Source organism: Kutzneria kofuensis (assembly GCF_014203355.1).
Taxonomy (GTDB): Bacteria; Actinomycetota; Actinomycetes; order Mycobacteriales; family Pseudonocardiaceae; genus Kutzneria; species Kutzneria kofuensis.
In genome coordinates this window covers 8318779-8334421 of the sequence record NZ_JACHIR010000001.1, presented here as the reverse complement: position 1 = coordinate 8334421, position 15643 = coordinate 8318779, and the positions used below count along the sequence as shown (strand labels likewise).

The window sequence follows — 15643 nt, the reverse complement described above, 5'->3', positions numbered from 1 at the left end:
CTCCAATCATGGCGGACACTGCCGTCACCGTCCCCCGTCGCGCTCGAATACGACCGGCGGCGCCGCGGCCTCGTCGACCGCCACCACCCGGAACTCCGCGGTGTGGCCGTTGCCGGCGTCGTCGCGCAACCACAGTCCCTCGGGACCGGGCAGCATCTCGCTCATCACCACCTGAGCCCCTTCGCACAACCGCGCTGCCCTCGTCACGTTGGCCAACAGCGCTGTCGACCGCATGTCCACGTAGAACGGCTTGCGTTCGGCCGGCGTGCGGGCGAAGAAGTGGACCGGCACGCCGAGTTCGGTCAGCCGCGCGCGCAGCCGGCCCGGGCCCGCGCACGCCACGATGTCCGCGGCGGCGATCGTCCAGGATTCCCGCCGCAGCACCAGGTCGCCGAGACAGACGCGCGGCTGGTGCTGGTCGGCGGCGAGGATCGCGAACCGGTCGGCCACGAGCGCGGACAGGAACTCGCCGAACGCTTCCAGCAGCGACGCCTGCCAGCCGCCGCGTTCCGGGCGCACCGCCAACCTGTCGCCGTCGGCCATGACCAGCAGTTCGGTGCCGGGCAGCGCGGCACCGGCCGGCGAGCCCACGTCGTTGCCGAACGACCAGTACACGTACCTGTCGGGCACGTGCACCGCCAGCGGCGGATACGTGCGCGAGCTGACCTCGGGCGAGTTCCACGGCTGCAACGCGACCATCCGCCCGGCCGACATGTCGGCGGCGACGGCCGCGGCGAGGCGGGCCGGATCGTCGGCCTGGTTGTGGAACACCCGGTTCTCCATGGTGTTCAGGCCGACGTGCAACTCGCCGAGTACCCAACGCCAGGTCCCGCCGTGGTGATCGAGCATGAGGTCCGGGCTGTGGCACCGGGCGGCTTGCCACCGGGGCTCGCGACGCGGGAACAGGACGGCCGCGAGAGGGGCGACAGCCGCGAGGTCGAGCCGGATCTCCCGGCCGTCGTCCGTATGCTCGCCCGCCGCCAGGATTTCCTTCCACCGCAGCAGGAAGTCCTCGGCGACGTCGTGGACGACGGTACCCGGAGCGCCGGAAAGCACGTCCGCCGCCGCGAACTGCAGGTCACACAGCCGCACCGGGTCGGCGCTCGCGGCGAGCTCCGTGTACCGCTGCCAGAGGAGCTCCTCCACCGCGTCGCCCACCTCCGCGGCGAGCCAACGAGCGGCGTCGAGCGCGATTCCCAGCGGCTCGCGCAGTTTGTCGATCAGTTCCCCGCCGATCACCACGTCGAGGTCCCGCCGACTGTCCAGATAGGCCACAGCGCGGCCACCCTGTCCGCTTCGGGCGGCGTCGACCCGGTCCAGGCCGCTGGCGGAGGCAACGCCGGCGGTCAGCTCGGTCAGGGCCTCGTACACCTCCGCCGGCCGGCCCACCGTTTCACCGAGCCGCTCACGCAACCCGCTCAGCCGGTCGAGGGTTGCGAGCATTCCTTGGCGGTCCGGCTCGTCGGCGACCCGGCTGACGTCGGCGCGCAGGTGCCTCTCGGGTTCACCGTCGAGGGGCACGCGGTAGCCCACGACCAGCACGTCCGCCTCGACCAACCGGTCGATCTCGGCTGCCACCGACGCTGGCTCGACACCTGTGCCCGCCGTGACCTCGGCGACCAGCGCACGCAGCGACTGGTCACGAGCTCGGGCCAAGAGTTCCGCCGCCAGCGGCGAAAGTTGGTGCGGTCGTCGTCGCGGACGCCAGGCCCACGAGTCTCGCCACGACACTGCCGGGTGCACGCGCACCGGCTGCTGCTCCCGCGGCCATGAGTTGGCGACGAGCGCGACCGCCCAGCTTTCCAGATGCACGCTATGGCGCCTGGTCTCGACCGTGCCATGGAGTTCGAGCGGGTCGCCGGCCTCGTCGAGTTCCGCCCAGGCCACGGGACCGAAAAAGCCGATGGTGTCGTTCTTCGCGCAGTAGCGCTGCGCGTACCGGGCCAGCAGCGCCTCCCGCTGCCCGGCCCGGGCCAGCCGGCCCGTCGCCAGGTAGTCGCCCACCCAGTTGGCGACGACGGCCGGGCTCTGCCAGGTCAACGCCTCCAGGAACCGTTCGTGCCCGAGCAGCCGGGCGATCCGGTCCCGCGCCGACAACGTCTCGTCCGACAGGCAGGACAGCCATTCGAACGGCATGCCGGCGGAGCGCAGCACGGCCTGCCGCCACAACGACCAGCCCTCGGTCAGGTCGACGAGATGCCCCGCCGCCTCCGGTTTCACGTCGATGATCGCGGTCATGTCACGCGACGCCCCGCCGTTGGAGTTCCTCGGCGAGCTGTCCGATCGTCGGGTAGTCGAACAGCGCCGCGATGCTCAGGTCGACCGCGAACTCCTTGCGGATCTGGCTCATGACCTCGACCGCGGTGAGCGAATTGCCGCCGAGCTCGAAGAAGTCGTCACCGGCGTCGACGCCCGGGATGCCCAGCGACCGGGCGAACACCGCGGTCACCCGCCCGACGAGGGAGCCGTCCGGCGCCGCCGGTTCCGCAGTGGTTGTCGCGCTGGTGTCCGGCGTCGGCCGGAGCGCCATCGTCTCGGGCGCAGTCGCCTCGGCGACCACGGGTCGGGCGGTGTGCACGGGCTCGGCCACGGCGGGTGGTGCCACGTGGGTCACGGACAGCGCGAGGTCCTCCGGAACGGGCCGACCGCCGCGGTGCCTGCTCACGGCAACTTGCCGGGGCGGGCGCGAGTCCAGCAGCCGCAGCAGCATCCTGGTGCCGGTGTCGGGATCGATGCCGGCCGGCTCCTCATCCGCCGCCACCGTCGCCACCGGCTCCTGGTCGGCGAACGCGGTGTCGGTGACGCGGCGCATGGTGAAGCCGGTGACGGCCACGACCAGGCGACCGTGCGGATCCAGCACGTCGACGTCCGCCCGGATCAGCTCGTCGCCGCCGGGTTGACGGCGGATGTGGCTGACCAACTCCGGCCCGAGCCGGCCGTGCACGGTCACCGACTCGTAGCCGAACGGCAGGAAGAAGCCGTCGGTCGTGTCCCTCGCGTGTGCGGTGGCCGAGTCGAGCAGGGTGGGGTGCAGCCAGTGGTCCCCGGCCTCCGCGGCGAAGACCTCGGGCAGGGCGAGCGACACGAGCTTTTCCGACGCCGATCCCCCGCCCGTCCGGATCGCGGTCACGTTCGACCAGCGCGGGCCGAGCAGAAACATCCGCCGTCCCGGCAGCCGTCGCGGCGGCGGCTGCGTGTCCGGCATCCGGTCGCGCAGCGCGTCGAGGTCGCACGGCTCGGGATCGGAGGCGCACGCGCCGATCCGCCCCTGGACGTGCACCACGCGGTCCTCGCCCGGTAGTTGCGAACACACTCGGAACAGGTGTCCGCCCGCCGCGTGAGGCTCGAAGTCGATCTCCCAGTCGAGCGCGGCGAGGACCACGAAGGGCCGCTGGAAGACGACGTCTTCGACCCGGACGGCCATCTCCTCGTCGGTGGCGACGGTTTCCCGGTACGCACGGACGATCAGGTCCAGGTGACCGGTGCCGGGCAGCAGCGCCCGGCCGTTGATCCGATGTTCGTCGAGAACCGGGCACGCGTCCGGGCGCAGGGTGGTCCGCCAACGGACCACTCCGGCCGGCGGCGCGGGCACCGCCATACCGACGGTGTGCCACGCCGGCCAGTTGATGCTGATCTTCCTGCACCCGGGCAACGCGTCGGTCACGACGAACGCGTCCAGGAAGGCATTGGCCGCGGCGTAGTCGCCGCTGCCGCGATGCCCGGCCAGGGCCGCTCGACTGGAGAAAGCGACGAAGAAGTCGAGCGCCGGCCGGGTGGCCAGCACCTCGGCCAGCACGAGGGTGCCTTTCACCTTGGGGGCCAGCACCCGCTCGGCATCGGCGACGGAGCGCACGTGCAGCATCCCGTCGCCCGGCACGCCGGCGAGGTGGAACACGCCGTTCACCGCGCCGTACCTGCTGGCCGCGATGTCCAGGGCCCGGCGCAGCCCGCGGACGTCGGTCACGTCCGCCTGCAGCACCGCGACGCGGCTGCCCATCCGTTCCCAGGCTTCGATCTCGGCCCGATACCGGGTGTCATCGGCCTCGGCGGACCGCCCGAGCAGCAACAGAGTCGGGCGCAGCCCGGTACCCGCCAGCTCCCTCGCGACGGCCCGACCGAGGCCGCCGAGACCGCCGGTGATCAGGTAGACGCCGTTGCGACGCAAGGTGCGGTCACCGCCGGGCGAAGCCTCGAACGGCCGGAGTCCGCGCAGCCACCGGCGTGCCCCGCGCAGTGCGACGAACTCGGTGCGCCCACTCGCGCACAGTTCGGCCACCAGCAGGTCCTCGTCCACGGAACGTCCGAGGTCGACGAGCTTGTAGCTGGCGCGCGGCTCCTCCTCGGCGAGGCTGAGCATCGCCCCGTGCATCGTCGCCTTGACCGGCTCCGTGCCCTCGTCGCCGGAAACGTCCACCGAGTTCCGTGTCACCACGACGACGCCGGGCAGAGCACCGAGGGCATGCCGGTGACCGTGCCGGACCAGGGACAGCAGGCTGTGGAAGGACTGGGCTAGTTGCCGGTCGACCGACCGGGTGCTCGGCGCCTCCCACCCGGCCGCGCCGAGCGCGTGCACGAGGAGCCGCACGGCGACGCCACGCGCGGCCAGGTCGGTGAGTGCACGCTCAACCCCGGCGTCGACATCGGCGCCGAGTTCGTAGCCGTCCGGCAGCGCGCGGAACTCCGTCGACTCGTAGAGCGGCACCACCCGCAACCCGGCGCGCTGCATCGCCACCATGAGCTCCACCGCGCTGTCCCGGTCGGACGGCAGCAGCGCCACGGCCGTGTCGCCGTGCTCGAAGTCGTTGCCCTGCACGGGATCGACGACAACCCAGGTGGGCACGGTGAATTCACTGGCCACGCCCGTCACCACGGGTCCGGGTCCTGCCGCCGGTCCCTCGGCCACGACCTCCTGCGGCTCCGCCTCGGTCGGCGCCGCCACCGGGTCCAGCCAGTAGCGCTGGCGCTCGTACCGGTAGCCGGGCACAACGGTGCGACGCAGCGGCCGGTCCTGGTCGATCGCCGACCAGTCGACGCTCGTGCCATGGCGCCATACCGTGCCCACGGCGTCCAACACGGCCTGCCAGTCGCTGCCGGCTTCGGACGGCAACGACGGCACAGCCACCGCTCGGTCGCCCACCAGTTCGGTGAGCACGCGACCGGGACCGACTTCGACCACCAGCGCGGAGCGGTCGGCCAACGCGGTGTCCAACGCCTGTCCGAACAGCACGGGCCGGCTCAACTGGCCCACCCAGAACATCGGGTCGGTCGCCTGCTCGTCACTGATCGGGGCACCGGTGGCCGCGGACACGATCGGGATCCGAGGCGCGCGCAGCGCGACTCCGGCGAACGCGGCGAGGAACGAGGGTTCCGCCGCGCGCATGCGGCCGCTGTGGAATGCGTGTGACGTCCTGAGCCGACGCACCGCGATGCCGGCGTCGCGCAGCCGCCCAGCGCAGGCGTCGATGCGGTCCTCGGCACCGGCCAGCACGACCTGACGCGGCCCGTTGACCACTGCGATGCTCAGCTCGCCGTCGGACAGGTGCGCGGCGATCTCGTCCTCGCTGGCACGTACGGCGAGCATCGCCCCCGGCTCCGCCGCGGCCATCGACCTTGCCCGTCCGGCGACCAGCGCCGCGGCGTCCGGCAGATCGACGACACCGGCCACCGCCGCCGCCGTGAGCTCACCGATGCTGTGGCCGAGCAACCAGTTCGGGCGTACCCCCCACGCCTGCCACATGGTGGCCAGTGCGTACTCCACGGCGAACAGCAGAGGTTGGGCGAGGCGGGTGTCGGCCAGTTCGGCGTCGTCCGCGGCGATCCAGTGCTCGCGGACGTCGGCGCCGTGGGTCCGCAGGTTGTCCAGGCACTCGTCGAAGGTCGCGCGGAAGGTCTGGTCGCGGTCGTACAGCTCGCGCGCCATCCCCGCATACTGTGTCCCCTGGCCCGGCAACAGGAAGCCGACGGTGTCCACAGTGGTCCGAGCGGGCGCGGACCACGACCGCACCGCCCGCTCGGCATCTGCCGCGTCGGTCACCACGACCGCGGCCCGCTCGGCGTGTTCGGTGCGGCCCCGTTGCAGCGTCGCGACAGCGTCGTCGAACCGGTCCGTGTCCATGGTGCGGAAGTGATCGGCCAGCGCCGGTCGGTAGGCGTCGAGCGCCTCTCGGGTCCTCGCCGACCAGACGACCAGACGGGGTCGGTCATCGGTCGACGTCGGCGTGACGGCGGGCGCCTCCCCGACGATCATGTGCACGTTCGTGCCGCCGATGCCGAGCGAGTTGACGCCGGCCAGCCGCGGTCGATGGGCCGCGGTGGGCCAGGGCCGAGCCCGGTCGTTGACCACGAACGGCGATCCGTCCAGGGGGAGCTTCGGGTTCGGCGCGGTGAAGTTCACGCTGGCCGGGATCAGCTCGTTGCGCAGCGCCAGCGCGACCTTGATCAGCGACGTGACCCCGGACGCGTGGCCGAGGTGGCCGACGTTGCCCTTCACCGAGGCGATCGGGACAAGCCCCGGCGTCAAGTCGTCGCCGGCCAACTGCCGGTATGCCTGGTTGAGGGCCTCCAGCTCCACCGGGTCGCCGAGTTCGGTGCCGGTGGCGTGCGCCTCCAGATAGGAGATGTCCGACGGCACGAAGCCGCCCATCTCCATGGCCTCCACCACCGCGGCGGCCTGGCCGCGCACGCTCGGCGCGCTGAACCCGACCTTGTCCGAGCCGTCGTTGTTGATCGCCGAGGACCGGATGACGGCATGGATCTCGTCACCGTCCGCCAGCGCGTCGGAGAGCAGCTTGAGCACCACGACGCCGGCGCCGCTGCCGAAGACGGTGCCAGTCGCCCCGGCGTCGAACGGCCGGCAGTGACCGTCCCTGCTGAGCGGACTGCCCGGTGCCCACCAGTGCCCGTGTCCCAGCGGCAGCTCCACATCCGCGCCGCCGGCAACGGCGATGTCGCACTCGCCGGAACGCAGCGCCTGCGCGGCCAGGTGCGCGGCGACCAGGCTGCTGGAGCACGCCGTCTGCACGGTCATGCTCGGACCACGGAAGCCGAACTTGTACGACACGAGGGTGCCGACGTAGTCCGGGTTGTTGAGAGTGCCGATCGACATGCCGGACGCGCTGCGCAGCTCATCGGCCGCCGATCGGCCGTACACCTCGTGGTAGCGGTTCACGCCCGCAGAGCCGAAGACGCCGACCGAGTCCAGCCGATCGGGTGCGTAGCCGGCGTTCTCGAGCGCGGCGTGGGCGGTCTCCAGGAACAGCCGGATCTGCGGATCGCACAGGGTCGCTTCGCGGGGCGTGAAGCCGAACAGGCCGGCGTCGAAGTCGGTGAGGCCGTCGGGCAGGGCGATCGCGGGAACGTAGTCCGGGTGATCGAGGGCCGACGGCGGCACGCCGACGGCCAGCAGCTCGTCGGCCGAGGCCGACCTGACGCACTCGACGCCGCCCGCGAGGACGTCCCAGAACTCCGTCACGTCGCGTGCGCCGGGAAACCGCCCGGCCATGCCGATGACCGCGATGGGTTCGAGAAGTTCGGTCACCGTGTCCCCCCACGAGGTGATGTCGCGCCGGGCGCTTCCGCCGGCCACTGCTTACCGGCGTCAGATCCGGACAACCTGGTCAACATGTCCCGGGGCGTGGGGTTCGCGAACAGTTCCGCGAGCCGTACCCGCACCGATGTCGCCTCCCGAAGGCGACGCAGCAGCGAGATGCCGAGCAACGAATGCCCGCCGTGCAGGAAGAAGTTGGTGTCCGCGGTCGTGTCGTCCCGGCCCAGTACTCGCCCCCACAGCCGCACCAACAGCTCCAGGCGGTTCCGCAGCCGCTCGTCCGTCGGCTCGGGCCGCTGGACCGCCTCCGTGAGCGCCGGTAGCGCCACCAGTGCCGCCTTGCGATCCAGCTTTCCGTTGGCAGTGACCGGCAGCCGTGCCGCCACACGGAACTCCTGTGGGACGGCGGCGGGCGCCAGCGCCGCCCGGGCATGCGCCCACAGGTCGGCGGCCAGCCCGGGACGATCCTGCGCCTGCACCACCGCCACGAGCCGCGCGTCGGGCTCGCCGGCGCGTTCGAGTACGACGGCCGCCGCCGTCACCTCCGGATGCTCCTGGAGCACCGACTCGATCTCGTCCAGCTCGATCCGGTTGCCACGGATCTTCACCTGGCGGTCGGCCCGGCCAACCAGCCGGATCCGGCCGGCGACGTCCCAACGCGCGAGGTCGCCGGTCCGGTAGAAGCGGCCATGGGTGCCGTGCGAGCCGAACCGGTCGGCGGTGAGCTCGTCGGCGCGGTGGTACCCCTCGGCCACACCGGCACCGGCGATGCAGAGCTCGCCCACGGGTCCGACGGGCAGTTCGCGGCCCGACTCGTCGGCGATGAACACCGTGGTGTTGGCGATCGGCCGGCCCACGTGCACGTCGTCCACGCCGGTCCGGTCCAGCTCCGCGCACGTCGACCAGATCGTCGTCTCGGTCGGACCGTAGACGTTGAACACGCGCGCGCCGGTGGCCGTCAGTCGCCGGGCCAGGGCGGGTGTCAGCGGCTCGCCGCCACAGAGCAGCACGCGGCCGGCCAGTTGGACGTCCTGGTCGCCGAGCAACTGGTGCCAGCTCGTCGGAGTCGCCTGCACCACCCGTACGTCGTGCCGGCCGACCAGGTCGAGGAAGGCCGCGCCGTCGGACCGGGTCACGTCGTCGGCCACTACCAGGGCAGCGCCGTGAGCCAGCGGCAGGAACAGCTCCAGCGCCGAGATGTCGAACGTGAAGCTCGTCTGCCACACCGTCGACAGCGGTCCGTCCGCGCCGAGCAACCGTCCGAAGTGGACCACTGTGTTGGCCAGGCTGCGGTGGCTGATGCGCACGCCCTTCGGCACGCCCGTCGTGCCGGACGTGTAGATCACGTATGCCGGCCCGTCCATCAGCGAGGCGTCTTCCACCGCCACGGGCGCCGGGTCCGCCGAGCCGTCGTCGGTCAAGGGCACGGTCGTCAGGTCGGCGAGCGCGTCGCCTTGGGCGCCGAGGGCCGTGGCATCGCCGATCACCACGTCGACGCCCGAGTTCTCGATCACCTGGCCGAACCGGCGATGCGGGTGTTCCGGGTCCAGCGGCAGGTAGGCGGCTCCGCACAGCAGCACGCCGAGCACCGCCGCGACCAGATCCGCGCTGCGCTCACCGGCAACGCCGACGATGCTGCCCGGGCCGACTCCACACGCCCGCAGCCGCGTCGCGACATCCTGCACCCGGCTCCACAACTGCCGGTAGGACACGGTCCGTCCCGCTTCGACCACCGCCGCCGCGTCCGGCCGCTCCAGCACCCAGCGGGCGATCATCCCCGGCACCGTGTCGACCGGAACCGGCGCCTCGGTGTCGTTGGCCGCGTCGATCAGTTGGCGGTCAAGCTCGCCGAACACGTCGAGCAGGCCGATCGGCGAATCCGGCGCCGCGGTGGCGGCCGTGAGCAGCGCCTCGTAACGCTGCAGCAGCAACTCGATCTCGGCGGCGGTGAAGGCGTCCGCGCCGTACAGCGCTCGCACCGTCGTTCCCTTGGCACCCCGCTGAACGAAGAACTCGAAGTCGAAGCGGCTGAAGCCGTTGTGCACGTCGACGCCGCGCGCACCGATGCGATCCAGCGGCCCGGACGTCCGGTCGCCCACGTCCATGAAGTTGAACATGTGCCGGAACACCGTCGACTTCCAGCCGGCCACCTGGCGGGGCAGTTCGGCCAGCACCGCGTCGATCGAGGCGTCGGCGTGGCTGATCGCCTCCAGGAACGTGGCCCGGGTCCGGCGCACCAACTCCGCGAACGGCGTGTCGGCCGTGACCTGCTGGCGCACCGCGATCGTGTTGATCAGGTACCCGATGGTGTCCGCGTCGGCCGGGCCGCGGATGTCGACGGGACAGCCGACGACCACGTCCGGGCCGGCGCCGTGCCGGACCAGCAGCGCCTGGAAGACGGCGAGCAGGATGACGTGGTCGGAGGCGCGGAGGCCGGCCCGCAGTTCCGCCACCGCGGCGTGCGCCCGCTCGCCGAAGTGGTGAAGGATCCTGCCGCCACGCAGATCCGACTGCACGGACGGTTCGTCGCCGACGGACAGCGCGGTGCTGGCGCCGTCGACGCCGTCGAGGGCCTGCCGCCAGTACTCCACGGTTGAGCGCGCCGGTTCCCGGTGCACCGGGGCCGGCACCTCACCGGTCAGCGCCGGCGGCACCGGCTGCTCGGCGGCAGCGGCTGTCACGAGTTCGACCAGCTCACGGGTGGCGATCGACACCGACCGGCCGTCGAACACCAGGTGGTGGGCGACCAGGCAGAACACATCCCCGGCCGGGCACAGGAACAGCGCCGCCCGAACCAGCAGCCCGCCGTCCGGCTCGAAGGGAACGGCGGCGAACGCCGTCAGCTCGTCGTCCAGTCGTTGCGAGTCGACCTGCACGATGTCCACGTCCACCACAGCTTCGTCGGCGGGCAACACCGTGCGCGTCAAAGTGCCGGCGCGGTCGTGGTACGTCGTGCGCAGCACCTCGTGACGCCGCAGCAACTGGCTGACCGCGGCCTGAAGCGGCCACCAGCGCAACCGGCTGTCGACGCCGAACGCGAGCGCGATGTTGCTGACGCCGCTGTCCGGCACGAGGTGGTTCAACAGCCAGAGCGAGTTCTCCCTGGTCGTGACCGACTCGCCGGCACGCGCGGTCGGGGAAGGCGGCAGCCCCACGTTCATTCCGTCTCCTCTGCCGTCCGCTGGGCGGCGATGATCCGCCTGCGGATGTCTCTCCTGGCCCGGCCGGCGGCGGCCAACGCCGCCCGGTCCACCGCCGACGACCGGCGATGCCGTGCCGAGGCCGGGTCGGCGGACAGGTACCGGGACAGTGCGCGAACGGTGGTGTGGTCGAACATTCCGGTCACCGACACGGGTTGGTCGAGGCGGTCCGCCAACCGGGCCTGCAGTCGCAGCAGGCCCATCGACGTCAGGCCCGCGTCGAAGAAGTTCACGTCGAGGCCGATCCGACGGCCCAGGGTCTGCTCGATGGACCCCAGGATCGCCTCGGTGACGTCGTCGTCGCCGGTGTCGGCCTCGACCGCCGCCGGCGGCCGCTCGTCCCAGACGACCTTGTTGTTGCCGTTCAACCGGATCTGGTCGACGATGTCGACCACGGACGGCACGGCGTACGCGGGGAGCAGCTGACGCAACCGGTCGCGCAACTCGTCGGCGCGCAGCGCGGCGCCGGCCGCGGGGACGACCTGGAGCGCCAACCGATCGTGCTCACCGTCCGGCACCGCGGCGGCCAGGGCCTGGTCCACATCGGGATCGTCGAGTGCCGCCTCCTCGACGGCCGACAGCTCCAACCGGAATCCCCGGATCTGGACCTGCCGGTCGGACCGACCGTCCAGATGCACCGAGCCCTGGGCGTCGGTCCGGGCGAGATCGCCGGTCCGCAGTGAGCACACGTGGCCACCGCCGTCCGTGGTGAAGACGCCCGGCCGCCCGGAGCCCGGGAGGTAGCCGGAGGCAAGATTGCGTCCGACAAGCACGACTTCGCCGCGCTCACCGACCGCTGTCGGTCGCCCTCGACCGTCGAGAACGGCCAGCGTGGTGCCGTTCACCCCCGAGCCGATGGGCAGTTGCGCGAAATCATCGACGGGCAGCGGGTTCGGCGCCTCAGCGCACGCGGCGATCTGTGGCGACTCGGTCATCCCGTAGGCGTTCACCACCGTCGCCGCCGTCCGCTCCCGCAGTGCGCGCACGGTCCCGGCGACCAACGGCGCACCGCCGGAGATGATCAGTCGCAGCGCGTCCAGCCGTCGGTCGTGGTCGGCGAGTGCCGCCACCAGCAACCTGAGCAGCGGCGGCGTCGCGTGCAGTGTCGTCACGCGGTTATGGTCGAGGAAATCCACCATGCGGGCCGGCGAGCGTAGGACCTCGCCGCCGGGCAGGACGCAGGTCCCTCCGCACAGCAGCGGCACCAGGATGTCGCGCAGCACCGGGTCATGCGCCACACCGCTGAACACCGGCACTCGATCCGTGCTGGTCGGTTGGAACCTGTTCAGGTACCACGTCATGGCTGCCGGCAGCGCCGTCGCGGGAACCAACACGGCGGCGGGTTCACTCGCCGTGCCGGAAGTGAACAGGACGTGGCCCGTTCCCGGCAGCAGACGCACGACCCTTCCGGTCGGCTCGACGTGCAGGTCGGTGCCGACGACGTGGCTGGCGTTGACGATCCTGCTGGCGGCGGAAAGCTGCTTGTCCGGCCACTCGGCATCCACTAGGCAGGGCACCGCGCCGATCGACCACAGCGCAAGCAGCGCGACGGGGAAGCCGACCTCGCGCCGGACCAGCAGCTCGACCGCCGCACCCGGCCCGATCCCGGCGCGGTGCAGCCGTGCGCCGAAAGCAGAGACCTCGTCGGCGAGTTCGCCGTACGACAGGTGACGCCCGGCCGCCTCGATGGCGATCGCGGCGCCACGGCTTGTCGCCTCGGCGAGCAGATCCTGGATCATGTCGGCGATCTCAGTGGCCGCGTGGGCCACCGATTCGAGACGTCCGGCCGGCCGCGCGGACGCAAGCGTCAGGTCCGACACCGTCGCATCTGGCGCCGCGATCATCTCGTCGAGCACATGGGCGAACTGACGGCCCAGTTCGTCCACCAGCTCGGCCGGCAACCTGGCGGCCTCGCCGACGAACTCGACCAGATAGCCGTCGTCGTCGCGTCGGACATAGAGATTGAGTTCGAACAGGGCCACCGGCCGCACCGGGTCGACGAACCGCACCCGCTCGCCCGCGATCACGGGTGGTGCGGCGGCCCGGGTGAGATCGTTGAGCCAGACGTTGAACACCGGCGTCCGCCCAGGGGTGGCCCGCCGGCCAAGGGCCGCCACCACGTCGTCGAAAGGAACCTCGCGGTGCTCCAGCGCCTCGACGAAGCGGTCGCGGACGTGGCGGACCAGGTCCACCACGGACATGTCGTCGGCTGGATCCAGCCGTACCGCCAGCGTGTCCAGCATGAAGCCGACCAGGTCGTGGTCCTCCGCCGAGCCGCGGTGCGACGCCGGCACACCGAACACGAGGGTCCGTTGTCCCGACCACCGGGCCAGTACCACGCTCAGCGCGGCGAACATCACCATGAAGGCCGTCGAGGGAACACCGGCCGCGGTCCGGTCGACGCTCGCGCTGACCTCCGCGCCGAGGGACGTCCGGCTGACATGGCCGCGATGTCCGGCCGACGTGCCGTCGCCCGCACGGAATGGCAGCGCGATGCCGTCAGGCGCGTCCGCCAGCATCCGCACCCAGTGCGTGAGCTTCTCGGAGTCGGGCGCGCGAAGCTCGGTCTCGGTGTCGGGTGCGGCCGGCGGCGGATCCGGTTGAACTCCGGTCGAGCGTGCCCGGTGCACCCGCGCGAAGTCGTCGAAGAACACTTCGACGGAACGCTGGTCGGCGACGATGTGGTGCAGGGACAACACAATGCCCACGCCGGGGGTGCCGGGGCGATGGACGATCCCGAGACGCAACGGCCTCTCGCCCACCAGGTCGATCGACTGCGCACCGAGGGCCCGCGCGTGTTCGGCCACAGCCTCGTCGTCGACGTCGTGCTCGACCGTCCGGCGTTGCACCGACAGCGGGCTGTCATCCCGCACCCACACGGGCGTGTTGTCCGCGTCGAGCTCGACCCGGGCGCACAGCGCGGCATGTCGATCCGCCGTGTCGGTCAACGCGCCGACGATCCCGTCCACATCCGTGGCGGACGGGCACAGCAGTGCCGCGACAACATTGTAGGCAGCGGGATCCGGGTCGATGCGGTCCTGCACCCACATCCGCCGCTGAGTGGAAGTCAACCTCCATCGGGTCCGCCCCGAACTCGCCGTGACGGTGGCACGTGGCCGCTCCCGCAGGTGTCCGACTTCGCCGCGCAGGTCGTTGAGCGACATGTTGTCCTGCAACAGCTTGCGTAGTGGAAGGCGCACGCCGAACTGGTCGTCGAGTACGGAGACCAGGCGCGCGGCCGTCAGGGAATGGCCACCGAGGCTGAGAAACCCGGCATCCGCGTCCTGCCACTCCCCGACCGCGTCGTGCCATAGCCGGTCGAGCCCGTCCGCGTAAGCCGCAACACGCGCGGGCCGTGCCGACACCAACTCGGCGGACAGTCGCGCCCGGTCGATCTTTCCGCTCTCGGTGACGGGTAACCGGTCGAACCACTTGAGCGTGACCGGAACGAAGGCGGCCGGCAGCCGGGCCAGGAGATGGTCGCGCAGCGCCGCCTCGTCCGGCCTCGGTCCGTCCACATCGGACGGTGTGATCGCGGCGGCCAGTTCCAGTGCGCCGTCCACGGCGGAGACGGCGACGACAACCGCGCGGTCCACCTCGGGGTGTGATCGGAGCGCCGTCTCGGTCTCCCCCGGCTCGACCCTGATTCCCCGGATCTTGACCTGGTCGTCCGACCGGCCGAGGTACACGAGCGATCCGTCGGGAAGCAGACGGGCCAGGTCTCCGCTGCGGTACCAGATCCGGGCGAACCCGTCCTCCTCGACGCGGACAAACCGCTGCCCCGTCAGGTCCGGTCGGTTCAGGTATCCGTCGGCCACACCGTCGCCGGAGACGTGGATCTCGCCGATCTCACCTTCCGGCACCGTTTTTCCGTCGGCCATCAGCATGACTCGCAGATGCGGCAACGCGCTGCCGATCGGCGTGCCCGGGGTGGCGTCGGCGATGCTCTGCGGTGTGAGGGCGTGTGTGGTGACGTGCACCGTGCATTCGGTGATGCCGTACATGTTGTGGAGCACCGCGCGATCGGCCACGCCGGCCGACCACCACTGCCGCACCGACGCCACGTCGATCGCCTCGCCGCCGAACACGACATCGCGCAGGTCCGGGAGCGTCACCCCCCGACTCGCCGCGAACTCGGCCACACCTCGGAAGACGGACGGGACGATGTTGAGCACAGTCACCTTGTGCCGCCCCAACAGCTCCACGAAGCGTTCCGGGTCGGCGACGACGTCGCCGGGCACGACGACGCAGGTTCCGCCCGCCAGCAGCGGCACCCACATTTCCCAGACGCTGAAGTCGAAGTTGTGGGTATGCGCCTGCGACCACGTCCCGGCCTCGTGCACGCCGGTCGCGCTGGCCGCGTCCACCAGCGCGCACACGCTGCGGTCGCTCACGATCACGCCCTTCGGCGTGCCGGAGCTACCGGAAGTGAAGATGACGTACGCAGTGCCGTCCGGGACTGTCGCGACATCATCCGTCGTGGCTTGGCTGTCCACCGCGTAACCCTCGGGCGTTTCCACCACCACGTGCCGCAGACCCGCCTGGGCCAGGATCTGGGCACGCCGCGCTTCCGGGGCGTCCGGGTCGACAGGAACGTATCCGCGGCCACGCGACCAGATGCCGAGCACCGCCGCGATCGTCCGCCAGGACCGCGCCATCCGCAGACCCAGCAACCCGCCGGGCGCCACTCCCGCATCGTCCAGGACCGCCCCGACCCGGGCAGCTTCCCGGGCCAGGCCCAGATAGCTGATTCGCTGATCACCGTCGACGACGGCGATCCGATCGGGATGGGTACGGACGCGCTGCTCGAAGCGGGTCAGCACGGTGTGGTGGTTAGGCAACACGCCCCCTCACAGGTCACCCCAGGAGTCTTACGGGCAACCGCCTGCGGCAGCGC

Annotated in this window: 4 protein-coding genes; all 4 read right to left on the bottom strand. The window is 71.5% G+C overall.

The window, feature by feature from the left end:
- Positions 1-24 precede the first annotated feature (24 nt).
- The 4 genes from BJ998_RS37625 to BJ998_RS37610 are packed head-to-tail and all read right to left on the bottom strand — an operon-like array spanning position 25 to position 15587.
- Positions 25-2238: a lantibiotic dehydratase gene (locus BJ998_RS37625; protein WP_184868039.1), complete on the bottom strand. Its 2214-nt coding sequence runs from the start codon at positions 2236-2238 to the stop codon at positions 25-27.
- A gap of 1 nt (position 2239) precedes the next feature.
- Positions 2240-7537, bottom strand: coding sequence for a type I polyketide synthase (locus tag BJ998_RS37620; RefSeq protein WP_184868038.1), 5298 nt, complete (start codon positions 7535-7537; stop codon positions 2240-2242).
- A complete protein-coding gene (locus tag BJ998_RS37615; RefSeq protein ID WP_184868037.1) occupies positions 7534-10707 on the bottom strand; it encodes a non-ribosomal peptide synthetase in 3174 nt (1057 codons plus the stop codon). The genes BJ998_RS37620 and BJ998_RS37615 overlap by 4 nt, the downstream gene beginning before the upstream one ends.
- Positions 10704-15587, bottom strand: a complete 4884-nt coding sequence (locus BJ998_RS37610) for a non-ribosomal peptide synthetase (RefSeq protein ID WP_184868036.1) — start codon at positions 15585-15587, stop codon at positions 10704-10706. The genes BJ998_RS37615 and BJ998_RS37610 overlap by 4 nt, the downstream gene beginning before the upstream one ends.
- Between the last annotated feature and the right edge of the window lie 56 nt (positions 15588-15643).

Coding starts and splice junctions, on each gene's coding strand:
- BJ998_RS37625 (WP_184868039.1), bottom strand. CDS start 2,238: ATGACCGCGATCATCGACGTGAAACCGGAGGCGGCGGGGCATCTCGTC.
- BJ998_RS37615 (WP_184868037.1), bottom strand. CDS start 10,707: ATGAACGTGGGGCTGCCGCCTTCCCCGACCGCGCGTGCCGGCGAGTCG.